At 74.5% G+C, this 21,771-nt stretch carries 20 protein-coding genes; 2 read left to right on the forward strand and 18 right to left on the reverse strand.

Going from position 1 to position 21,771, the window contains the following annotated elements; translation table 11 throughout:
* Positions 1–18 precede the first annotated feature (18 nt).
* The 10 genes from ACI781_RS13095 to ACI781_RS13140 all read right to left on the reverse strand — a co-directional run bounded on the left by ACI781_RS13095 (position 19) and on the right by ACI781_RS13140 (position 9,490).
* The gene (locus tag ACI781_RS13095; RefSeq protein ID WP_456566544.1) at positions 19–600 is read right to left on the reverse strand and encodes a hypothetical protein; all 582 of its coding nucleotides are present in this window, start codon (positions 598–600) and stop codon (positions 19–21) included.
* The gene (gene dnaG / locus ACI781_RS13100) at positions 600–2,948 is read right to left on the reverse strand and encodes a DNA primase (RefSeq protein ID WP_456566545.1); all 2,349 of its coding nucleotides are present in this window, start codon (positions 2,946–2,948) and stop codon (positions 600–602) included. Before dnaG ends, ACI781_RS13095 begins: the two co-directional genes overlap by 1 nt.
* Positions 2,948–3,460, reverse strand: a complete 513-nt coding sequence (locus tag ACI781_RS13105; RefSeq protein ID WP_456566546.1) for a hypothetical protein — start codon at positions 3,458–3,460, stop codon at positions 2,948–2,950. Before ACI781_RS13105 ends, dnaG begins: the two co-directional genes overlap by 1 nt.
* 9 nt (positions 3,461–3,469) lie before the next feature.
* The gene (locus ACI781_RS13110) at positions 3,470–4,102 is read right to left on the reverse strand and encodes a YdcF family protein (RefSeq protein ID WP_456566547.1); all 633 of its coding nucleotides are present in this window, start codon (positions 4,100–4,102) and stop codon (positions 3,470–3,472) included.
* A gap of 162 nt (positions 4,103–4,264) precedes the next feature.
* On the reverse strand, positions 4,265–4,882 hold the full coding sequence (locus ACI781_RS13115; RefSeq protein WP_456566548.1) for a hypothetical protein: 618 nt from the start codon (positions 4,880–4,882) through the stop codon (positions 4,265–4,267).
* Positions 4,883–5,033: 151 nt separating this feature from the next.
* Complete coding sequence (locus ACI781_RS13120) at positions 5,034–5,486, reverse strand: hypothetical protein (RefSeq protein WP_456566549.1); 453 nt, start codon at positions 5,484–5,486, stop codon at positions 5,034–5,036.
* Positions 5,483–6,643 carry a tRNA dihydrouridine synthase DusB gene (dusB, locus tag ACI781_RS13125; RefSeq protein ID WP_456566550.1) on the reverse strand — a complete coding sequence of 387 codons (1,161 nt, stop codon included), beginning with the start codon at positions 6,641–6,643 and terminating at the stop codon, positions 5,483–5,485. Before dusB ends, ACI781_RS13120 begins: the two co-directional genes overlap by 4 nt.
* A gap of 139 nt (positions 6,644–6,782) precedes the next feature.
* Positions 6,783–8,186: a glycine--tRNA ligase gene (locus ACI781_RS13130; protein ID WP_456566551.1), complete on the reverse strand. Its 1,404-nt coding sequence runs from the start codon at positions 8,184–8,186 to the stop codon at positions 6,783–6,785.
* A gap of 83 nt (positions 8,187–8,269) precedes the next feature.
* Positions 8,270–8,536 carry an antibiotic biosynthesis monooxygenase gene (locus ACI781_RS13135; RefSeq protein WP_456566552.1) on the reverse strand — a complete coding sequence of 89 codons (267 nt, stop codon included), beginning with the start codon at positions 8,534–8,536 and terminating at the stop codon, positions 8,270–8,272.
* Positions 8,537–8,677: 141 nt separating this feature from the next.
* A complete protein-coding gene (locus ACI781_RS13140) occupies positions 8,678–9,490 on the reverse strand; it encodes a hypothetical protein (protein ID WP_456566553.1) in 813 nt (270 codons plus the stop codon).
* A 289-nt stretch (positions 9,491–9,779) separates the two neighbouring features.
* Here ACI781_RS13140 and ACI781_RS13145 point away from each other — a divergent pair, with 289 nt between their 5' ends.
* Positions 9,780–11,627 (forward strand): serine/threonine-protein kinase, encoded by a 1,848-nt coding sequence (locus ACI781_RS13145; RefSeq protein WP_456566554.1) that lies wholly within the window; start codon positions 9,780–9,782, stop codon positions 11,625–11,627.
* A 72-nt stretch (positions 11,628–11,699) separates the two neighbouring features.
* Here ACI781_RS13145 and ACI781_RS13150 read toward each other — a convergent pair whose 3' ends face one another.
* Positions 11,700–12,539, reverse strand: a complete 840-nt coding sequence (locus tag ACI781_RS13150) for a protein kinase domain-containing protein (RefSeq protein WP_456566555.1) — start codon at positions 12,537–12,539, stop codon at positions 11,700–11,702.
* A 273-nt stretch (positions 12,540–12,812) separates the two neighbouring features.
* Between ACI781_RS13150 and ACI781_RS13155 the strand changes: the two genes are divergently transcribed.
* The gene (locus tag ACI781_RS13155; protein WP_456566556.1) at positions 12,813–14,912 is read left to right on the forward strand and encodes a cation:proton antiporter; all 2,100 of its coding nucleotides are present in this window, start codon (positions 12,813–12,815) and stop codon (positions 14,910–14,912) included.
* Between the two features lie 298 nt (positions 14,913–15,210).
* Here the strand turns inward: ACI781_RS13155 and ACI781_RS13160 are convergent, their stop codons facing one another.
* The 7 genes from ACI781_RS13160 to ACI781_RS13190 all read right to left on the reverse strand — a co-directional run bounded on the left by ACI781_RS13160 (position 15,211) and on the right by ACI781_RS13190 (position 21,758).
* Entirely contained in the window at positions 15,211–16,752 is a 1,542-nt protein-coding gene (locus ACI781_RS13160) for an FHA domain-containing protein (RefSeq protein ID WP_456566557.1), read from the reverse strand.
* Positions 16,752–17,186: a hypothetical protein gene (locus ACI781_RS13165; protein ID WP_456566558.1), complete on the reverse strand. Its 435-nt coding sequence runs from the start codon at positions 17,184–17,186 to the stop codon at positions 16,752–16,754. The genes ACI781_RS13160 and ACI781_RS13165 overlap by 1 nt, the downstream gene beginning before the upstream one ends.
* Before the next feature lie 40 nt (positions 17,187–17,226).
* Positions 17,227–18,768, reverse strand: coding sequence for a hypothetical protein (locus tag ACI781_RS13170; protein ID WP_456566559.1), 1,542 nt, complete (start codon positions 18,766–18,768; stop codon positions 17,227–17,229).
* A gap of 137 nt (positions 18,769–18,905) precedes the next feature.
* Positions 18,906–19,685: an isoprenyl transferase gene (locus ACI781_RS13175; RefSeq protein WP_456566560.1), complete on the reverse strand. Its 780-nt coding sequence runs from the start codon at positions 19,683–19,685 to the stop codon at positions 18,906–18,908.
* On the reverse strand, positions 19,682–20,428 hold the full coding sequence (gene recO, locus ACI781_RS13180) for a DNA repair protein RecO (protein WP_456566561.1): 747 nt from the start codon (positions 20,426–20,428) through the stop codon (positions 19,682–19,684). Before recO ends, ACI781_RS13175 begins: the two co-directional genes overlap by 4 nt.
* Complete coding sequence (gene era, locus ACI781_RS13185; RefSeq protein WP_456566562.1) at positions 20,429–21,343, reverse strand: GTPase Era; 915 nt, start codon at positions 21,341–21,343, stop codon at positions 20,429–20,431. It abuts the gene before it with no gap.
* 82 nt (positions 21,344–21,425) lie between these two features.
* Positions 21,426–21,758: a cytidine deaminase gene (locus ACI781_RS13190; RefSeq protein WP_456566563.1), complete on the reverse strand. Its 333-nt coding sequence runs from the start codon at positions 21,756–21,758 to the stop codon at positions 21,426–21,428.
* Between the last annotated feature and the right edge of the window lie 13 nt (positions 21,759–21,771).

Genomic DNA, 21,771 nt, shown 5'->3' on the forward strand with positions numbered 1-21,771 from the left:
GGGCGCTGAGCTCCGGCGTCAGTCCGGCTGCTCGGCGGCGACGACCTCGGCCAGCTTCCGCCGCGCCGCCTCCCGGGCGGCGGGGTCGGTGCGGTCGGCGTCGTCGTCGAACACGACGCTCCACTCCCGCGCGGCCTGACCGGGCACGCGGCGGGCAACCAGCAGCACCGCTCCCCCACCGGGCAGCGGGGAGCGGCGGCTGTCCACCACCGTCTCGTCCACCCGCCGTCGCACCACGGCGGGCAGGTCCCCGGCGTCGGCGAGCGCGTGCCGCTGCGCCGGCTGCCGCGCCCGCACGCCCGGCTCGACCTCGGCGAGCGGGACGACGCTGAAGCTGCCGCCGCCGTCCGTCGTCGCCGCCCAGCGGGCCGAGCCGACCTCGTACCAGGGCAGCACGCCGACATCGGCGGCCGCGTCGAGGGCCAGCCCGGCCGGCACGCGGCGCAGCCCGCGGGACGTGGCGACCAGCCAGCCCTCCCCGCGGACCAGCTCGCCCCAGGCGAGCACCCGCTCGTCGGGATCCGGCGAGGCCAGGACGACGGCGCGCACGATCTCGGGCGGCCGGGCGAAGCGCTGCCGCACCCGCTCCCGCAGGCCCATCAGTCCAGCCCGCCGATCGCCCGCTTCCGCAGCGAGATGGCCTGCTGCTCGAGGGCGAGGAGCTGGCCGAACACCTTCATGTACTCGTCGCCGGCCTCGACCGGGTTCATCCGCTGCAGCCGGCCCTTGAGCGTGGCGACCTGCCGGACGACGTGCATCTCCTCCAGCCGGGCGAGCACGGCCAGCACGTAGCCGCCGTCGGCCTCCCCGACCGAGCGCAGCGGCTCGACCGCCAGCGCGGTCAGCTGCGCGCGGGCCGTCTCCCGGGGGCAGTGCGCGGCCACCTCGTCCAGCCAGGCCGGGCCCGACACCTGGGTGGCCGCCGCTCCCCCGGCCTCGGCGACGGCGGCGGCGACCGCGGCGAGGTCGGGGTCGGTGTAGGCCTCGGCCGGGATGGCGTCGAAGGACGGGCCGGCCAGCTCCGGCACCTGCAGTGCCGCCTTGACCGCCTCCCGCTCCACCTCCAGCGCGAGGTCGTCCGGGGTGCGCTTGGGGGTGCGCGGCCGGCCGCGCTGAGGGGCGTCGCCGCCGCCCATGAGCCGGCGCACCCGCTCCATGACCTCGGACTCGTCGGTGTCGCCGATCAGCGCGGCCAGGCGGCGGGCGTAGGCCGGGCGCAGCGCGTGGTCCTTGACCTGGGCCAGCAGCGGCGCCGTCCGGTCCAGCGCGGCGACCCGCCCCTCCACGGTCTCCAGGTCGTACTCGGTCAGCAGCGTGCGCAGCACGAACTCGATCAGCGGCGTGCGCCGGGCGACCAGGTCGCGGACGGCGGCGTCACCCGAGGCCTGCCGCAGCTCGCACGGGTCGCGGCCGTCGGGCTCGACGGCGACGAAGGTCTGCGCGACGAACCGCTGGTCCTCCTTGAAGGTCTTCATGGCCGCGGCCTGGCCGGCGGCGTCGCCGTCGAAGGTGTAGACGACCTCCCCGCGGAACTCGTCCTGGTCCATGAGCAGCCGGCGCAGCACGCTGATGTGCTCCGGGCCGAACGCGGTGCCGCAGGACGCGACCGCCGTCGTCACGCCGGCGAGGTGGCAGGCCATGACGTCGGTGTAGCCCTCGACGACGACCGCCTGGTGCCGGCGGGCGATGTCCCGCTTGGCCCGGTCCAGCCCGTACAGGACGGTGCTCTTCTTGTAGAGCGGGGTCTCCGGGGTGTTGAGGTACTTGGGGCCGGGGTCGTCGTCCATCAGCTTGCGGGCGCCGAAGCCGATGACGTCGCCGGTGATGTCGCGGATCGGCCAGACCAGACGCCGGTGGAAGCGGTCGATGAGCGTGCCGCGGCTGGACTCCTTGGCCAGGCCGCCGGTGACCAGCTCCTCCTGGCTGTAGCCCTTCGCGCGCAGGTGCCGGGTCAGGGCGTCCCAGCCGCCGGGGGCGTAGCCGCAGCCGTAGTCCAGCGCCACCTGCCGGTCGAAGCCGCGGTCGGCGAGGAACTGGCGGGCGGGCGCGGCCTCGGGCGTGCGCAGCTGCTCGGCGTAGAACTCGGCGGCCGCGGTGTTGGCGGCCACCAGCCGAGCCCGCTGCCCGGCGTCGCGCCGGTCGGGGGCGCCGGTGGGTCGGCCGCCGTCGTCCTCGTAGTGGAGCTGGACGCCGGTGCGCCCGGCCAGCAGCTCGACGGCCTCGCTGAAGGTCAGGTGGTCGACCTTCTGGATGAAGGAGATGACGTCGCCGCCCTCCCCACAGCCGAAGCAGTTCCCGGTGAGGATGTTGTCCTCGAGCGTGAAGGCATGCGTGCCGGGGACCTCGGCGCAGAAGACCTCCTCGACCCGATCGCTCCACTCCACCGACTGGACGACCCACTCATCGGGGTCGCGGGGCCGCGGTGTCGCGCCGGGCGCTCCGGCGCCGACCAGGTCGCGGGACCGGCTCCCGATCAGCGAGCGGACGAGGCGGTCCCCCGCCAGCAGCCCGGCGGTCAGGACCTCACGCGGACCAGCGGCCGAGGAGACGAACCACCGGTGCTCGTCCGTCGCGTAGAGCTCTTTCACCCGCCCGTTCCGGGTCACGGTAAGGCGCATGAGCCGCTGCACGCCGTAAGAACGGAAGGGCGCCTCCACCCAGCCACCGTTGCCGGCGAGCACACGCACGGTCCGGCCGGCGAGCTCCCGGATCGGCACGACGCCGTCCTCGGTGAGCACGCCGGTCTCCCCCGCCAGGCAGTGGTAGAGCCCGCGCGAGGGGGTGACGTGGAACGACGGCGACTTCTCGTCGTGGAACGGGCACAGGCCCTTCAGGCTGCCCCCGCCGGCCCGCTTGAGCTGCAGGTGCTCGCCGACGACCTCGTCGATGCGGCTGCGCTCGCGGACGGCGGCGATGTCGGCGGCCCGGATGCGGCCGCGGCCGGCCATCAGCTGCTCCCCGCCACGGCACCGCCGGCGACGATCGCGCCGGTCGCCGCCGACTGGTTCCGACGGGTGACCACCAGCTCCAGCCAGAGCAGGAAGACCTGGTGGTCCAGGGGCACCGCCTCGTCGCAGTCCAGCGTCGGGCGCGGCGACCAACCGCCGGTCGAGCCGCTCTCCGCGACGGTCCGCCCGCCGCTGGTGAACCGGTGGGTGCCCTTCCACGTCGACAGGCCGCTGATCACCACGGGCGTGCCCTCGAGGTCGGCCTCCCAGGTGCCCTTCCAGAACGAGGTCTGCCGCGCCCGCAGCCGGGCGGCGCCCTCGGGCTCGGCCGACCAGCGGCCGGTCAGCTCCCGCTTCTGCCTCGCGAACACCCACTCGCGATCGCCGACGACGGCCGTGGCCGACTCCTTCCAGTTCGACGCCCGCAGCTGCGCCACGACGGCGCCGTCCCGCAGCACGGGCAGCACGCCCTTCTCCACTCCCGCCGAGCCCGCCCGGCCCAGTTCCAGCACGTGCCCTCCTCAGCCGATCCCCGGCGCCCCGGCCACGCTCTCACCGGTCGCCCGGTACAGGAGGTAGGCGGCGGTCTCGCGCAGGATGTAGGAGAACTGGGTGGTGCGGGTCTGCACGGCCGGGCCCTGCCGGGTCGGCGAGCTCTCCGCCTCGATGCCGGCGTCCTCGGCCATCCGCTCCGCGCGCATGGCGTGCCACGGGTCGGTGACCAGCACCGCGCTGTGCATGCCCTGCTCGTCGAACACCCGGGCCACCGCGCGCATGCTCTCCAGCGTGTCCACGCCCTCGGGCACGGCGAGCAGCGCGTCGCGCGGCACCCCGCCCTCCTCGGCGAGGTACTCGCGGCCGGCCTCCGCCTCGGTGGTCACGTCACCGTCGGCCTTGCCGCCGACGGTGACGATCAGGGGCGCGACGCCGTCCTCGTAGAGCCGCAGGGCGTGCTCGAGCCGCGCCTCGAAGATCGACGACGGGGTGCCGTTGTACTGGGCAGATCCCAGCACCACGATCGCGTCGGACGCCGGCCGGCTGTCGTGCCGGGCCGTCCACCAGATGGCGACGGCGGTGGACGCGACCAGCAGCAGCACGGCGAGGACGGCGGCGCCGACGAACCGCGCCACCAGGCTCCGCACTCGCACCCCCACGGGTCATGGGTACCACGCGGCCCCCGCGGTGCGGCGGACCCGCCCGCTGACCCGTGGACAGGCCCGGCCACGCCCCCGCGGGGCCCCTTTCCGGGCGGCGCCCGGACGACGCAGCGCCGCGCGACCGGAGGGGTCGCGCGGCGCTGCGGGGAGCGGAGGGGCTCAGAAGATGGACGCGCCGTCCCCGCCGCAGATCCGCCAGCCCTTGTCCTCGGTGACGAAGAAGTTCGCCTCCTGGGACTGGCCGCCCACGGTGATCGTGGCGTTGACGTTCTTGCCGCTCAGCGCACCCTGCGTGGCGTCGGTGACGTCGTTGACCTCGACCGTGATGTCGCCGGGGGGCAGGAACCCGAACCCGGAGGCGATCTCGGACTCCGACGTGCCGCGGGCCAGGTCCTCGCAGACGAGGTCGAGGGCGCCCTCGGCGTCCCGCTCGGAGATCTGCTGCACGAACTGCTCGACGGCGCCCTCGGGGCTGTTCGCGCCCCGCCCGCTGACCAGGATGAACCCGACCACCGCGAACACCACGGTGGCCAGGACGACGATCGCGCCGACGATCTTGCCCGTCATCCACGGCGGGGACGGCTGCGGCGAGCGGTAGTTCGGGAAGCCGACGGCCAGCGGGCCACCCTGCAGCGACTGGGCCTGCGCGGGCGTCGGGGCGTACTGCGGCTGGGGCGCCAGCTGCACCTGGCCCGGGAACCCGATCTGGGTGGGTGCGGCGGGCGGCTGACCCCCACCGGGCACGGCGGGCGGCTGCGGGTACGGCGGCTCGGACAACGGATTTCCTCTCACACGGGCGCCCCGGGACACGGTCCGTCCCGCGGGCGGCGCCATGGTGGCAGCCCCCGCCGCTGCTGAGAAGGGATCCGCTCGCCGTCCCCGCGCGCGTGTCGCGGACCACGGCGGTGCGCCGCGGTCCGCCCGCCGGTCAGCCGTCGATGCCGCAGACCCGCGGGCCGTCCTCGGGGACCACCGTGACAGTGGCGGTGCTGCCGTCGGCCCACTCCACGGTCACGTGCCGGACCGACTCGCCGTCCTCCTCCGCTTCGGTGGAGCCGGTGACCTCCGGGTCGCTGCCCAGCAGGTAGTCGCCGCCGGGCTCGGTGTCGGCGAGCCGGGCGCGTTCGGCGAGGCACAGCATCTGCGTGGCGGTGTCGAGGTCGCCGTCGGCCAGGGACGCGTAGAAGACGGTGACCGCGGCGGTGGCCCGCTCGTCCGGTGACCCCTTGACCACGGGCAGGAGCAGCACCATCGCGACGCCGACCACGATCGTGGCCAGCATGATGCCCAGCAGCAGCCCGTTGCGGTTGCGCGGCCGGGCGGTGTGCAGCTGCTCGGGCCCCTCCTCGTAGAGGAAGGGACCCTCCGGGGGCGCGCTCACCCGCCACCGACCAGGAGCTCGGCGCCGGCTGGGGGCCGGGGGTCGTCGCGGTCGGCGAGCCAGCCCTCGGGCAGCGCCACCGGCCGGGGCGGGCTGGTGCGCCCGCGCGGCCCGCCGAGGACGACGGCCGGGTAGGGCTGGTCGGGGATCTGCGCGAGCAGCCCCGCCAGCTCCTCCAGCGAGCTCACCATCGCCAGCGCCCGGCGGACGTCGGAGCCGACCGAGAAGCCCTTGAGGTACCAGGCGACATGCTTGCGGAAGTCGGTGCAGCCGTGCAGCTCCCCCTGCCCGGCCGACAGCAGCTCGGCGTGCCGCTGCATGACCGCCGCGACCTCGCGCAGGGTCGGCAGCGCGCGCTCGGACCGGCCGGCGAAGGCCGCGGCGAGGTCGCCGAACAGCCACGGCCGGCCCAGGCAGCCGCGGCCGATGACGACCCCAGCGCAGCCGGTCTCGGCGACCAGCCGCAGGGCGTCGTCGGCCTCCCAGACGTCGCCGTTGCCCAGCACCGGGATGCCGACGGTCTCGACCAGGCGCGCGATCGGCGCCCAGTCGGCGGTGCCGCTGTAGAGCTGGTCGGCGGTGCGGCCGTGCAGCGTGATCGCGGCGGCGCCCTCGTCCTGGGCGATGCGGCCGGCGTCGAGGTAGGTGACGTGCTCGGCGTCGATGCCGATGCGGGTCTTGATCGTCACCGGGACGTCGCGGGCCGCCCGGACCGCCGACCGCACGATGTCGGCCAGCAGCCGTCGGCGCCACGGCAGCGCGGAGCCGCCGCCCTTGCGGGTCACCTTGGGTACCGGGCAGCCGAAGTTGAGGTCGATGTGCGCCGGGCGGGTGCCGGCGACCTGCTCGTCGACGAGCATCTCCACCGCCCGGCCGACGGTCGCCGGGTCGACGCCGTACAGCTGCACCGAGAAGCCGGCCGCCGCCTCCTCGGGGGTGGCCTGCACCATCTGCAGGGTCTTGGCGTTGCGCTCCACGAGCGCCCGCGTGGTGATCATCTCGCAGACGTAGAGGCCGGCCCCGAACTCACGGCACAGGGTGCGGAACGCGGGGTTGGTGATGCCGGCCATCGGCGCGAGCACCACGGCGGGGTCGACCGTCAGCGCCCCCAGTCGCAGCGGCGGCAGCGCCGTCAGCGGCTCGAGGGTGGTGGTCACGCCCCCCAGGGTAGGCGGGCCGGACCCGCGCCCCCGACGGCCCCGCCGCACGGACCCGGCCGCGCCCCGCGCAGGAGCGCGGTCCCGCCCGGGTCGGGACGGCGTCCCGCACCGGGGCAGGACGCCGTCCCGGACGGGGTCAGCAGCCGGGCAGGCGCGCCGCGAGGTAGGACTCGACCTGGTCGAGGGCCACCCGCTCCTGGCTCATCGAGTCGCGCTCGCGGATGGTCACCGCGTGGTCGGTGAGGGTGTCGAAGTCGACGGTGAGGCAGAACGGCGTCCCGACCTCGTCCTGGCGGCGGTACCGGCGGCCGATCGCGCCGGCGTCGTCGAAGTCGACGTTCCAGTTGCGCCGCAGCTGCGCGGCCAGGTCGCGGGCCTTGGGCGACAGGTCGGCGTTGCGCGACAGCGGCAGGACGGCGGCCTTGACCGGCGCGAGCCGCGGGTCCAGCCGCAGCACCGTGCGGGTGTCCACGCCGCCCTTGGCGTTGGGCGCCTCGTCCTCGGTGTAGGCCTCGACGAGGAACGCCATCAGCGAGCGGGTGAGGCCGGCGGCCGGCTCGATGACGTACGGCGTCCAGCGGGTGTTGCTGGCCTGGTCGAAGTAGGACAGGTCCGTGCCCGAGTGCTGGGTGTGCGTGGACAGGTCGAAGTCCGTGCGGTTGGCGATGCCCTCCAGCTCACCCCACTCCGAGCCCTGGAAGCCGAAGCGGTACTCGATGTCGACGGTGCGCTTCGAGTAGTGGCTCAGCTTCTCCTCCGGGTGCTCGAAGTGCCGCAGGTTGTCCGGCGAGATGCCCAGGTCGGTGTACCAGCGGGTGCGCTCGTCGATCCAGTACTGGTGCCAGGTCTCGTCGGTGCCCGGCTCGACGAAGAACTCCATCTCCATCTGCTCGAACTCGCGCGTGCGGAAGATGAAGTTGCCCGGGGTGATCTCGTTGCGGAACGACTTGCCGATCTGACCGATCCCGAACGGCGGCTTCTTGCGCGCGGCGCCCATGACGTTGGCGAAGTTCACGAAGATGCCCTGCGCGGTCTCCGGGCGCAGGTAGTGCAGCCCCGACTCGTCCTCGACCGGGCCGAGGTGGGTCTTCAGCATCATGTTGAAGTCGCGCGGCTCGGTCCACGCGCCCTTCGTGCCGCAGTTGGGGCAGGAGATGTCGGCCAGGCCGTTCTCCGGCGCCCGGCCCTTCTTCTCCTCGAACGCCTCTTCGAGGTGGTCGGCCCGGAAGCGCTTGTGGCAGCTCTGGCACTCGGTCAGCGGGTCGGTGAAGACGCCGACGTGGCCGGAGGCCACCCAGGTCTGGCGCGGCAGGATGACCGAGGAGTCCAGGCCGACGATGTCGTCACGGCTCTGGACGACGGTCCGCCACCACTGCTTCTTGATGTTCTCCTTGAGCTCGACGCCCAGGGGCCCGTAGTCCCAGGCGGAGCGGGTGCCGCCGTAGATCTCGCCGGAGGGGAAGACGAACCCCCGGCGCTTGCAGAGGTTGACCACCTTGTCGAGGCGGGCGGGGTCGTGCTTGGTCGGGCTCTCGGCCACGGGCTCTCAGGCTCCATCCGGCTGGCGGTCGGCGGTTGACCCGTCCACGGTAGTCGCGCGCCGCGCGGGCTCCGGGGACCCGGTCAGGGCGCGGTGAGGAACGCTCCCGGCTCGTCGACGGCGTGCACCCAGACCGGCGCGCCGGCGATCTTCACCTCGGCCGCGGACAGCGCCCGCCGGTAGGCGCCGACGCCGTCCCACACGGTCACCAGCGCCCACAGTCCCGGTTCCTCGGCGGCCTCGCCGGCGTGGCCGGCGCGGAAGCCCGGCCGCGCGGACAGGGCGGCCAGCAGGGTGGCGACGTCGGCGCCGAACCCCGGGACGTCGGCCGGCACGCGCAGCCGTGTCACCGCGAACACCGCGCACCCCCTCCCCGGAGGGCCCGTCGCGGGCCCCGCGGCATCGTCGCAGACCGGGCCCGCCCGGACGTGCGACGGCCGGCCCCCGCGTGCGCGGGGACCGGCCGTCGTGCGGGCCTCAGGCCCGGCCCGTCACAGTGTGCCGAAGGTGTGCACCAGCAGGTTGGAGCCCACGAACATCGCGATCTGCACGCTGCCGCCGCCGCTGAGCGTGATCTCGACGACGACGACGTCGGACTGCGTCTCCGCGTCGTACTCGACGGTCACCAGGTTCGCCTCGGTCGGCGTCTCGCCCTCGAAGACGTTGGTGTGCACGTAGCCGACCAGGTACTCCTCCGGCGTGAGCCCGGCGCTCGCCGCACCCTCGGCGGCCGAGGCCTGCAGGCCCGGGTCGGTCAGCGCCCACGCGGTGGCGGTGTCGGCCTGGGCGATCGCGACGATCCACTGCGCCGCCACGTCCACCGAGCCGGCGTAGGTCTCGGTGACGTCACCGCCGCTGCTCGGCGGGTCCATCGGCGTGTCGGGCATCTCGGCGCCGGTGGGCAGGTCGACGGGGTCGTCGGACCCCATCTCCGAGCCCATCTCCTCGACGGCCATCGAGGTCACGGCGGCGCTGGTGGTGCTGCTGGCGGCCGTGTTCGAGTCGTCGTCGTCGCGGAGCAGGAAGAACAGCAGGACGCCGACGCCGGCGAGCACCACCACCGCGGCGGTGATCACCCACGGCAGGACGCTCTTCTTCTGCGGCGGCGGGGCGCCGTAGCCACCGAACCCGGGACCGCCGGGGCCGCCGAAGCCCGGACCGCCGAACCCGGGGCCGGGCTGGCCGTATCCACCCGGCTGGCCGTACTGGCCGGGACCGGGCTGCCCGTACTGGCCGGGGCCGGGCTGGCCGTACTGCCCGGGCGCGCCGTACTGGCCGCCGTACTGACCTGGGGGTTGAGTCATGGTGCTTCTCTCGTCTCGGTCGGCCGGGGCGGCAGGCCCCGGGAGCGAGCAGCAAGGTAGCCACGCGCGCGGGCTGCGCCTACCGCTTCGTGCGCGCCGGTTGTCACAGGTACGTCACGAACCGTCGCGGGCGTCCCCGCGGGGCGGGAGCGCCGGGGCAGGCTGGGGCGTCCGCGGCGGCGAGGGCGCTGGTCGGCGTCCGCCCTGCTCCCTACACTCCGCCGACGACCGCATCCCGGTACCGGCTCCGACGGGCGACCGGGCAGCGGCACAGGAGGGACGTCAGCACGTGGAACTGGAACAGTTCGGCCCGTACCGCATCGAGGCCATGCTCGGCCGGGGCGGGATGGGCGAGGTCTACCGCGCCTACGACACCGAGCACGACCGCGTGGTCGCGCTGAAGGTGCTCTCGGAGGCGCTCGCCGCCGACAGCGGCTACCGGGAGAGGTTCCGCCGCGAGGCGCACCTCGCGGCCCGGCTCAACGAGCCGCACATCGTGCCGATCCACCGCTACGGCGAGATCGAGGGCCGACTGTTCCTCGACATGCGCCTGGTCCCCGGCCGCGACGTCGCCGCCGTGCTGGCCGAGGAGGGGGCGATGGACCCCGCCCGCGCGGTGTCCATCGTCAGCCAGACCGCCCGCGCGCTGGACTCCGCGCACGCCGACGGCCTGGTCCACCGCGACGTCAAGCCCTCCAACGTGCTGGTGACCGGCAGCGGCGACGACGAGTTCGTGTACCTCGTCGACTTCGGCATCGCCCGGTCGACGTCCGACACCGGCGGGCCCGCGCTCACCCAGACCGGCGCCGCCCTCGGGTCCTTCGACTACATGGCGCCCGAGCGCTTCCTCGAGAAGCCGATCGACAAGCGCGTCGACGTGTACGCGCTGGCGTGCGTCCTCTTCGAGTGCCTGACCGCCCGCCGGCCCTTCACCGGCGACGGGCTGGCCACCCTCATGTACGCGCACCTCAACACCGAGGCGCCCGTCCCCTCCGCCGTGCGTCCGGGGCTGCCGGCCAAGCTCGACGCGGTCGTCCGCCGCGGCCTGGCCAAGGACCCCGACGAGCGCTACGCGACGTGCGGTGAACTCGCCGCCGCGGCCCGGGCCGCGCTGCGCGACTCCGGTGTCGCCGAGGCCGTCATCCCCGCCGCGCCGCCCACCTCGCTGACCCCGCTGCCTGTGCGGCCGCAGACGGTCGGCTTCTCCAACCCCGGTCCCGGCGGGTACGGGCCGCCGTCCCAGCCCGGCACCGGTGGCTACCCCGTCGCGGGCACCGGCCGTCCCACGCCCCCGCCCACCGGCGGCTACGGCCCGCCGTCCCACCCCGGCCCGCCCGGGTTCCCGCCGCAGCAGCAGCCCGGACGCCCGACCGGCTACGGCCCGACCGGTCCCGGCGGCCCGGTCGGACCCGGCGGCCCCGGTGGACCGGTGACCAGCGGCGGGTACGTCGGCGGCGGCGCCTCCCCGTCGGGCAACCGACGCAAGAACAACAAGCTGCCGCTGGTGCTCGGCGGCGTCGCCGTCCTCGTCGTGCTGGCCGTCGTCCTCGTCATCGCGCTGTCCGGGGGCGACGACAAGGGCGGCGGCGGGACGGCCGGCGGCACCACCCCGCCCCCGGTCACCACCACGCCCCCGAGCACCACGCCGATCACCACGACGCCGGGTGGGGCGAACGGGAACGACGACGAGGACACGCTGCGCTCGATCATCCCGGGCGGCTTCGTCAGCGACGACTGCACGACCGGCGAGGAGACGACCGACGGCGCGCTCGCCGTCCTGGTCTGCGGTGCCAGCAGCAGCCAGCCGGGGCCGAGCGGCTCGGTCTTCTACCTGTACGAGGACGAGTCCACGCTCGACGACGTGTTCCTCGCCGACGTGCAGCGCAACGGGATCCCCCCGCTGGCCGAGGGTGCCAGCTGCCCGTCGACCCAGGGCTACGGCTACTACACGATCAACCAGCAGCGGGCGGGCCGGCTGGCCTGCTACGTCAAGGACGGCGACGCCCTGCTGATCTGGACCCAGGACGACGCCGGCGCCGAGGGCCTGGTGGCGATCGAGGGTGGGGGCGAGGCCGGCCTCACCACGCTCTACGACTGGTGGCGGTCGCAGGCCAACAGCGACTTCGGCACCCCCTGACCCACGACGAGGGCCCCCTCTCCTCCCCGACCGGGAGGAGAGGGGGCCTTCGTCGTGCCCGGGGGACCCGGGTCAGGCGGTGGCGAGCGCCGCCGCCGCGAGCGCGTCGAGCCGCTGCGCCACCTGCTCGGCGGTGGCCGGCCGCTGGCCGACCGGGGCCAGGCAGTCGCTGATGAGGGCGGCCTCCTCGTTCGTCAGGCCGCTGGCGAGCGCCGGTTCGGCGCTCATCACCCGGCGGATCGCCAGCAGCGGCTCGCTGTCGGGCAGCTCGCCGTAGAGGCCGTTGCCGGTCAGCGCGCGGTGCAGGGTGGCCCCGAGGGCGAACACCTCGGTGGCCCGGGAGGGCCGGTCCCCGCGCAGCAGCGCCGGGTCGAGGTACTCCACCGACGCCGCGCTGGCCATGCCGGTCAGCGTGACGCCCGGGGTGAGGAAGCGGGCCAGCCCCAGGTCGGAGAGCTTGCCGCCGTCCTCGGTGAGGAGGATGTTGGCCGGCTTGAGGTCCCCGTGGGTGAGCCCGGCCTCGTGCAGGGCGTGCAGCGCGTGGGCCGCGTTCGCGACCGCCCGCAGCACCTCCCCGCGGTTGAGCGGCCGGGCCGGCGCGGCCAGGGAGCCCAGCGGGCAGTACTCCATGGCGTACAGGAAGCTGTCCTGCAGCACCGCGTCGTAGACCCGCACCAGGTAGGGCGAGGTCACCTGCGCGAACGCGCGCAGCTCCCGCACCCCGCGCTCGTAGGCCTGCTCGCTGTGGCTGCCGGTGAAGACCTTGACCGCCACGTACTCGTCGGGCAGACCGAGGCGGGCCGGCGGCCGGGCCAGGTAGAACCGGCCGTTGTTGCCCTCGCCGAGGACCCGGATCACCTGGTAGTCCGCGATCGTGGCAGGCGCCGCGCCCGCCAGGCCGACGGCATCCATGCAAGTACCTCCAAGAGCTGTGCTGCCCCCGGCAGGGCCGGGGCGCCGCCGGTGCGGCAGCGCGTCAGTGTGCACGCGCCCGCCCCCCGCGGGAAGGCGATCGCTCCCGGTGGGACGAGTCACCTCGACCGCGCGCGGGAAACCGCCACCGGGACCGGCCCCCGGCTAGCATCCGCGCCCGGCGCAGGCCTGCTGCGACGTCGCGCCGAGCACCCGCTCTCCTCTCCCTCACGGTCCCGGCAGCACGGGGCCGTCCGCGCATCCGGAGCACCTGTGGACCACACCGTCGGTGAGATCACCGCGTACGTCTTCCTCGACCTGGCGGTGATCATGGTGGTCGCCCGGCTCATGGGCCGGCTGGCCGTCGCGGTGGGGCAGCCCGCCGTCATGGGCGAGATCGTCGCCGGCATCCTGCTCGGCCCGACCCTGCTCGGCGCCCTGCCCGGCAACCTCGACGAGCTGCTGTTCCCCCCTGACGTCCGCCCGTACCTGCAGGTGCTGGCGCAACTGGGCCTGGTGCTGTTCATGTTCCTGGTCGGCCTGGAGGTCGACCTGTCGTTCATCCGGGGCCGGGAGCGGATCGCCGTCTCCGTCTCGATGTCGTCGATCCTGCTGCCGTTCGCCCTCGGCGTGCTGCTGGCGACGCTGCTGTACAGCCGGCACGACGTCTTCACCGACGACGACGGCGTGACGAGTGCGATCGAGTTCGCCGGCTTCGCGCTCTTCATGGGCGTGGCCATGTCGATCACGGCGTTCCCGGTGCTGGCCCGGATCCTCGCCGAGCGCAACATGCACAAGATCCCCACCGGGGTGCTCGCGCTGGCCTGCGCCGCCGTGGACGACGTCCTGGCGTGGGCCCTGCTCGCCGTCGTCGTCGCCGTGGTGTCGGCCGGCAGCGTCGGGGGCGTGCTGGGCATCCTGCTGTGGTCGCTCGTCTTCGCGCTCGTCATGTTCCTCGTGGTCAAGCCGCTCCTGAAGCTGCTGGTGACCCGGTACGAGCGGTTCGGCCGGCTGACCCCGGAGATGCTCGCCGTCGTCCTGATCGGCATCCTCGGCAGCGCATGGGTGACCGAGGAGATCGGCATCCACTTCATCTTCGGCGCCTTCGTCTTCGGCGTGGTCATGCCGCGGCAGGGCGCTGCCGCGCTCAACCACGCCGTCATCGACCGCCTCGAGCAGGTCAGCGTGCTGCTCCTGCTGCCGGTCTTCTTCGTGGTGACCGGCCTGGGCGTGGACGTCGGCGCGATCGACCTGACCGGGCTGGGCGAGCTGGCGCTGATCCTCCTGGTCGCGATCTCCGGCAAGTTCCTCGGCGCGTTCGCCGCCGCACGCGCGCAGCGGGTCCCCCGCCGGCAGGCGACGGCGCTCGGGGTGCTGATGAACACCCGCGGGCTGACCGAGCTGGTCATCCTCAACCTCGGCCGGGAGAACGGGGTGCTCGACGACCAGATGTTCACCCTCATGGTGATCATGGCGGTCGTGACCACGGTGATGACCTCGCCGCTGCTGAACCTGATCTACCCGAAGCGGATCCTCGAGCGCGACATCGCCGCCGCCGAACGCGCCGCGCTCGGCCTCGAGGAGGCCTACACCGTCCAGGTCGTCGTCGACGACCCGCAACGCGACGCGGGCCTCGTCGACCTCGCCTGTGACCTCGTCGGGCGCGAGGCGCCGGCGCAGATCGTGCTCACCCGCGTGGTGCGCCGCAGCCGGCCCAAGCCCGAGGTCGCCAGCGGTCTCGGCGCGGACCTGCTGCTGATGGCGACCGCCGGCGAGGAGCTGCGGGCCCTCGCCCGGCAGGTCGAGGGCCGGGGGCTCAAGGCGTCGATCGCCTCCCGGTTCAGCGACGACCCGTGGGCCGAGGTCGCCGACCTGGCCGCCAGCTCGGCCGCCGACGTGGTGCTCGTCCGCAGTGGCTGGGGCGTGCCCGAGGGCACCACGGACGCCCGGCCGTGGCCGGCCTCCCTGCAGGGCACCGTCGTGGTGGTCAGCGGTGAGCTGGGCGAGCCGGGGTTGAGCCCGCGCGGGCCGGTCTCGGTGGTGCAGGACGGCGACGCCAACGGCCGCGCCGCGCTGCGCCTGGCCGCGCAGGCGTCCCTCGGCCGGGCGACCGCGCTGCAGCTGCAGGGGGGCGACGGCTGGCGTGCCGAGCGCCGGGCCGCGGGGGTCGCCGACTCGCTGCGCCGGGCCGGCGTCACCGTCACCACCGACGAGCCCCCGGCGCTGCCGTCGCTGCTCGTGGCGCCGGCCGGGGCCCCGGTGCCCCCGTCCGACGAGCTCACCCCCGTCCTGGTCGTGCACGCCGGCACGGCCGACAGCGACCGGGACATGGACGAGACCCTGGCGGGCATCGGGGGCAGCGCCCCGGCCTGAGGCCCGCGCCCAGCCGGCGGCGCCCGCTCCCCTGGTGGGGGGCGGGCGCCGCTGTCGTCCCGGGCGACGGCGGGTCCTGCCGGACTGCGCCGGCCGGCGCGGGACCGTCCGGCGCTGCACTGTGCGCCCGGTCTCCCGACGATGCCGGTCCGATCCCGCCGGCAGGGTCCCGAGGACGCCCGCGGGGTGGACGCCGGCCCGCGCCGGAACGGGGGCAGACGCGCACCGCCCCCGGGGAACACGACGGCGCCCGCGCCCCCAGGACGGGGACGCGGGCGCCGAGGTGGTGCGGGAGCGGTCAGTACCCGCCGTGCGGGGACTCGAAGGCGAACTGCCGGCCGCCCATGCGGACCGTCATGCCCGGCGTCAGCTGGACCGGCTGGCCGGGGATGAGAGAGGTCCAGGCCAGCTCGCCGCGCCGCGCGAAGAGCGTGCCGTTCGCCGAGCCGATGTCGGTCAGGACGACGTCCCAGCCCTCCAGCCGGATCTCGGCGTGGTGCCGGCTGACCCCGCCGGTCTGGTCGACGACGAGCAGCGGGCGGTGGCTGCCCTCGCGGACCCGCTCGTCGGTCTCCGGCTCGCGGCCGAGCAGGTAGTCGGCGTCGAGGCTGACGGTGGCCCCGTTGTCGAAGACCAGCAGGCCCAGCGGCGGGCGCACGCCCTCGACGAACACCGCGGTCTGCTGCGTGGTGCGGATGCCGCACTGGGCGCAGAACAGCACGCGAGGGTCGTTGAGGTGCCCGTTCTTGCAGAGGATCCCCTTGACCTTGGGGCGGGTGTCGCCCTCCTCCTGCGGCGCGAGGGCGGCCGGCGGCTGCTCGTCGGTGACGACGGGCAGCGGCTCGCGCGGGGGCTCGACCTCGTCGGCCGCCGGCGGCTGCAGGAACGACACCGACCGGGCGGGCGCCGGGAGCTCGACCGCCGGGGCGGCGACGGCCGGCGCCGGGGCCTCGGCGACCGCGGGCGCACCGTGGTCGTGGCCGGCGTGGTCGGGACCCGCGTGGTCATGGCCGGCGTGGTCGTGACCGGCGTGGTCGTGACCGGCGTGGTCGGCCACGGGGGCCGGCACGGGGGCCGGCGGCGGCACCGGCGGGGTGGTGACCCGCGCCGGCAGCGGCATGGCCGGCAGCTGCGCGAGCACGGTCCCCCCGGTGACCGGCGGAGCCGGCGGCACGTGCGCGGCGGGCACCGGGGCGGGCGACAGCACCGCCGCCGCCCCGGGGACGACGCCGGCCTCGAGGTCGGCCAGCGGGTGCGGGCCCATGTCGCCGTCGCCGGCGCCGACGCTCAGCCGCAGCGCCGCCGGCGGCCAGTCGACCAGCCGGTCCAGGTAGGCCCGGCCGTCGGGCAGCGGCTGCTCCCCCTGGGCGCTGGTGAGCCGCAGCCCGAGCTCGGGCACCTCGGCCACGCCGTCCCCCAGCAGGGCGAGCGCCAGGCCCTCCTCGGTCGCGCTGGCCACCGCGAACGACGGCATGCCGTCCGCGGTCGGCAGCCACGCGCGCAGCTCCTCGTGCAGGCGGCGGCCGGGGGCCCGGCGTCCGGCGGCGGAGACCCGGCGGCACAGGGCGACCAGCTCCCCCACCCGGCGGTCACCCGCGGGCGCGGCGGCCGGCGCGGCCGGAGCCGCACCCCAGCCGCCCAGGCCGCTGCTGGCGGCGGGCGCCGGCGCGGACGCCGAGGACTCGACGGCGACGACGAGCACGATCCCGGGCAGCCGGACGACGAGGTCCTGCCCCGGCGTGACGGCGACCCCGACCTGGTCGAACGGGGGCACGCCGACTCCCGCGGCGGGAGCCGCGGGGGCGGGCGGGACGACGGGCGGGACGACGGGCGAGGACATCAGACGAGCCTCCCGCCGTTGATCCGCCAGTGGACGAACGGCACCCGCATCGGGCCGTTGGCCACGAGGAACACGATGATCCAGGTGGTCGTGAAGTGGATCACGAACGCGGGGCCGGGGATGCCGTCGCTCCACGGGATCACACCGCCGGCGAACAGGAACCACACCAGCAGGCCCTCGGGGATGCCGGTGAGGAAGCCGAACAGGGTGGGCCAGTCCTTCTCCCACCGGAACTGCTGCAGCCCGTGGTACAGCAGCTCCCAGAGGACGCCGAGCACGGTCGTCACCAGGATGACGGAGAAGGTGGCGCCGTAGGAGGCGCCGATGCCGACGCCGGTCGGCAGGACCGGCGTGATGATCAGGGTCCACAGGCCGCCGACGACGACCAGGAGGAAGATCCGGGTCTGGATGCGGCCGTTGAGGGTGGGGAGCACGTGGTCTCTCTCGTGTCGTGGGGTCGATCGGGGGCGGGCGTCAGATCTGCCTGTTGCGGACCCACTTCCACCACTGGCTGGTCGATCGGCCGGGGCCGAGCTTCTTCGCGAAGCCCTGCTTGATCAGGTCGTCGGCGATCTCCTGCGCCGCGATCTGCAGCCCGAAGAAGGTGTCCACGCCGGGGAACGGGCCGCCGAGGGTGGCGCTGCCGGAGGCGTAGATCTTGCCGCCGTTCTGCGTGCCCAGGAGCTCGAAGTTCGTGCCGACGTCCAGGCGGCCGACGGGGTTGCGGCCGGCGCCGGAGTGGTCGAGCAGGTCGGCGAGCACGCGGTGCTCGCGGATGTCGGCCTCCAGGCCGGTGCAGTCGATGACGAAGTCGAACGTGCCCAGCTGCGGGCCCTGGTCGCTGTTCACGGCCACCTCGACGAGGTCACCGGCCGGCCGCACGCTCTGGAACTGGCCGATCATCACGCGGTACCAGCCCTCGCGCCGGCCGCGGTCCAGCTGCTCCAGCCAGTCGTCGCGCAGCGGTGTGTTGGTGCCGCCCATCTCCTTGTACAGGCGGGCCCGCTCCTCGCCGTGGCTCTTGCGGACCTGCTGCTTGAGCTGGCCGCCCCACACCGACTTGGGGTAGTTGAACCCCTGGTAGGCCCAGCCGTCGGCGCCGCGGCGGCGCTTGAAGATGCTGGGGCCGTGGGCCTTGTCCACGTAGGTGCGGAACAGGTGCACGATCTGCGTCTGCAGGCCCCGCTGGTCCCGGTCGTCGATGAGCCGCTGCAGCACCCGGGAGGCGACGATGCCGCCGCCGCGGATGAGCACGGTCACGGGCCGCTTGTGCGCCCGCTCGTAGACGTGCTCGTGCGGCTCGTAGGCGTTGACGACCTTCGCGAAGTCGTTGTTCTGCTGCCGGTACTCCTGCAGGTCGGGCAGGAACTTCAGGCCCGGGTAACCGACGGCGACGTGCACCCACTGGCTGCGGTAGGCGATGCGCCGCGTGGGGGCCGCCCCCTCCGGCGGGGTGAGGATCGTGAAGTACCCGCCGCCGGCCCGCCGGCGCACCATCCGGACCTGGCCGTGGACGACCATCTCCGGATAGCGGATCCGGTGCATCTCCCGCTCCATCGACGTGAACGCGTGCCCGGCCTTCGGCGTGTAGTACCGCTTGAAGATCGGCTCGACGAAGACGTTCCACCACTGCTTGGGACCCTCGCGCAGCGCGTAGCTCGGGAAGCCCCAGATGTTGTCGGGAGTGGACGCCGAGTCCGACCGCAGCCGCTCGCTCCGGGGGATCTGCGAGACCGTCGTCAGGTACTCGTAGCTCTCCCACGGGGTCTTCAGCGGGGTGAGCACGCGCATCGCGTCGGTCGGCACACCGCAGATGCGGAGGTAGTCCACGGTCACGAACGACCCGATGCCACCACCGAAGGTGACGAAGGGGACGTCGATGATCGGGATGCCGGCCTCGGCCACCATCTGGTCGGTCCAGACGTCGGTGGCGATCAGGCGGTCGTTGAGGTCACCGGGCTGCGGTGGCGCCGACGGCGGCTGGGCGTGCTGGGGCGTGATCGTGCTCTCGCTCACGGGGGTGGTTCCGTCCTTGCTCGGGGGAGCCGCCACTGTCGGGGGACGCCCGTGCCCCTGTCAACGGGATCCGTCGCGGTGGGGTGAACCGCTGCCGGACCGTCTCCGGACGGGCCCGGGCACCGCCGGACCAGGGACTACGCGCTGCCGAAGCGGCGCTGGCGGGAGGCGTACTCCTCGCAGGCGGCCCACAGGTGCCGGCGGTCGAAGTCCGGCCACAGGGTGTCGAGGAAGACGAACTCGGCGTAGGCCGACTGCCACAGCAGGAAGTTGCTCGTCCGGTTCTCCCCCGAGCTGCGCACGAACAGGTCGACGTCGGGCATGTCCGGCTCGTCGAGGTAGCGGGCGACGGTGGCCTCGGTGACCTTCCCCGGGTCCAGCCGGCCGGCGGCGACGTCGCGGGCGATGGCGGCGGCGGCGTCGGCGATCTCGGCGCGGCCGCCGTAGTTGACGCACATGGTCAGGGTGAGGACGTCGTTGTCCTTCGTGAGCTCCTCGGCGATCTCGAGCTCCTTGACGACGCTGCGCCACAGCCGCGGGCGGCGGCCGGCCCAGCGGACCCGGACGCCGAGCTCGTGCATCTCGTCGCGGCGGCGGCGGATGACGTCGCGGTTGAAGCCCATGAGGAAGCGGACCTCCTCGGGGCTGCGCCGCCAGTTCTCCGTGGAGAACGCGTAGGCGCTGATCGCCTTCACGCCGAGCTCGATGGCGCCCTCGACGCAGTCGAACAGCGAGGACTCCCCCGCCTCGTGGCCGGCGGTGCGGGGCAGGCCGCGCTGCTTGGCCCAGCGGCCGTTGCCGTCCATGACGATCGCGACGTGGCCGGGCACCTTGTCGGCCGGGATCTCCGGTGGCCGCGCGCCGGACGGGTGCGGGTCGGGCGCCCTGACCGCGCGCCGGGGGGCCTGCCGCCTCACGAGCGGTCGACCAGGGCCAGGGAGCGCAGCCCGCGCTCCAGGTGCCACTGCAGCAGCGCCGCGACCAGGCCGCTGCCCTCCCGCCGCTGCGCGGTCTCGCTGGCCTCGGCACGCGCCCAGTCGCCGGACAGCAGCGCCTCCAGCAGCTCCAGGGTGACCGGGTTGGGCATCGCCGAGCCGGTGGGGCGGCAGTCCCGGCAGACCGAGCCGCCGGCGGGCACCGAGAAGTGCCGGTGCGGCCCCTCCTCCCCGCAGCGGGCGCAGGCGCCCAGCGCCGGCTCCCAGCCGGCCACCGACATCGCCCGCAGCAGGAACGCGTCGAGCACCAGCGGCGCGGGGTGGCTGCGCTCGGCCAGCGCCCGCAGCGCCCCCACGACGAGCAGGAACATCCGCAGCGAGGGCTCCTTCTCCTCCGCGGTGAGCCGGTCGGCGGTCTCCAGCACGGCGGTGCCGGCGGTGTAGCAGGGGTAGTCGCCGACGACGGCCTGCCCGTAGGAGCGGATCGACTCGGCCTGGCTGACCACGTCGAGGGTGCGGCCGGTGTACAGCTGCAGGTCGACGTGGCTGAACGGCTCGAGCCGCGCGCCGAACTTGCTCTTGGTGCGGCGCACACCCTTGGCGACCGCCCGCACCTTGCCGTGCCGCCGGGTGAGCACGGTGACGATCCGGTCGGCCTCCCCCAGCTTCTGGGTGCGCAGGACGACGCCCTCGTCGCGGTACAGCGACTGCGGTGTGGTGCTCACTCAGTAGCCCAGCCGGTTCAGCTTCTTCGGGTCGTCCTGCCACTCGCCGAGCACGGTGACGTGCAGGTCGAGGTGGACGCGGGCGCCGAGCAGGGTCTCCATGCCGGCGCGGGCCTCGCTGCCGATCGCCTTGACGACCGACCCGCCCTTCCCGAGCAGCATCGGCTTCTGGCTGGGGCGCTCGCAGTGCAGCAGCGCGTGCACCTCGACCAGCTCGCCACCCTCCCGCTTGGGGTCGGGGCGGCGCGTCATCTCCTCGATGGTCACCGCGAGGGAGTGCGGCACCTCCTGGAAGACCTTCTCCAGCGCCGCCTCGCGGACGAGCTCGGCGAGCTGGCGCTCCACGTCCTCGTCGGTGGTCTGCTCCTGCGGGTACAGCGGCGGGCCCTCGGGCAGCAGCCCGACCAGCAGGTCCTCCAGCAGCTCGACCTGGTGCCCGGCGACGGCGCTGACGGGCACCACCTCGGCGGCCTCTACCAGCCGGCTGGCGGCCATCAGCTGCTCGGCCACCTGCTTCTTGCCGGCCGCGTCGGTCTTGGTGACGACGACGACCTTGGGCGCCGTCACCTCCTTCAGCTGGCGGGCGATGAACGCGTCGCCGCCGCCGACGGGCTGGTCGGCCGGCACGCAGAACACCACGACGTCGACGTCGGAGAGGGTGTCGCGGACGACGTCGTTCAGCCGGCGGCCCAGCAGGCTCTTGGGCTTGTGCAGCCCCGGGGTGTCGACCAGCACCAGCTGCCCGGCGGGGCGGTGCACCACCCCGCGGATGGCGTGCCGGGTGGTCTGCGGGCGGTTGCTGACGATGCCGACCTTCTCGCCGACCATCGCGTTGGTCAGCGTGGTCTTGCCCGCGTTCGGTCGGCCGACGAGCGCGACGAAGCCGCTGCGGTACGGCTGCTCCGGCGTGGTCACCTGCCCAGTCTCCCACTGCGCGGTGACAGCGTCGTCCGCCGGACGACGCCGCGCGCCGGATCCGCGGGGCGGCCCGCGCCGCTCAGGAGGTCGAGCGCACCCGGCCGTCGGGCCCGGCGAGGTGGACCGGGGCGGACGGCGTCAGGTCGTGGACGGCGGCGAGGCCCTCGGGCTCCACGGTGTCGGCGGAGGTCACGACCGCGGCCGCCTCCAGCGCGGTCACCCCGCTGGACACCGCGGCGGCCACCGCGGCCTGCAGCGCCGACAGCCTCAGCGACGGCAGCGCCACGGTGGCGGCCAGGTAGGTGCGGCCGTCGGTGTCGCGCACGGCCGCTCCCTCCGGCGCGCCGGTGCGGCCCAGCGCGGAGCGGGCGAGGGTGACGAGCTTGGCGTCCTCGGGCTGCAGTTCGGGCACCGGGACATCCTGG

The organism is Blastococcus sp. SYSU D00695, from assembly GCF_054050555.1.

Excerpts from the sequence above, each read along its gene's own strand:
- dnaG (WP_456566545.1), bottom strand. The coding sequence starts at position 2,948 with ATGGCCGGCCGCGGCCGCATCCGGGCCGCCGACATCGCCGCCGTCCGC.
- ACI781_RS13150 (WP_456566555.1), bottom strand. The coding sequence starts at position 12,539 with ATGGATGCCGTCGGCCTGGCGGGCGCGGCGCCTGCCACGATCGCGGAC.
- ACI781_RS13160 (WP_456566557.1), bottom strand. The coding sequence starts at position 16,752 with ATGTCCTCGCCCGTCGTCCCGCCCGTCGTCCCGCCCGCCCCCGCGGCT.
- ACI781_RS13095 (WP_456566544.1), bottom strand. The coding sequence starts at position 600 with ATGGGCCTGCGGGAGCGGGTGCGGCAGCGCTTCGCCCGGCCGCCCGAG.
- ACI781_RS13140 (WP_456566553.1), bottom strand. The coding sequence starts at position 9,490 with ATGACTCAACCCCCAGGTCAGTACGGCGGCCAGTACGGCGCGCCCGGG.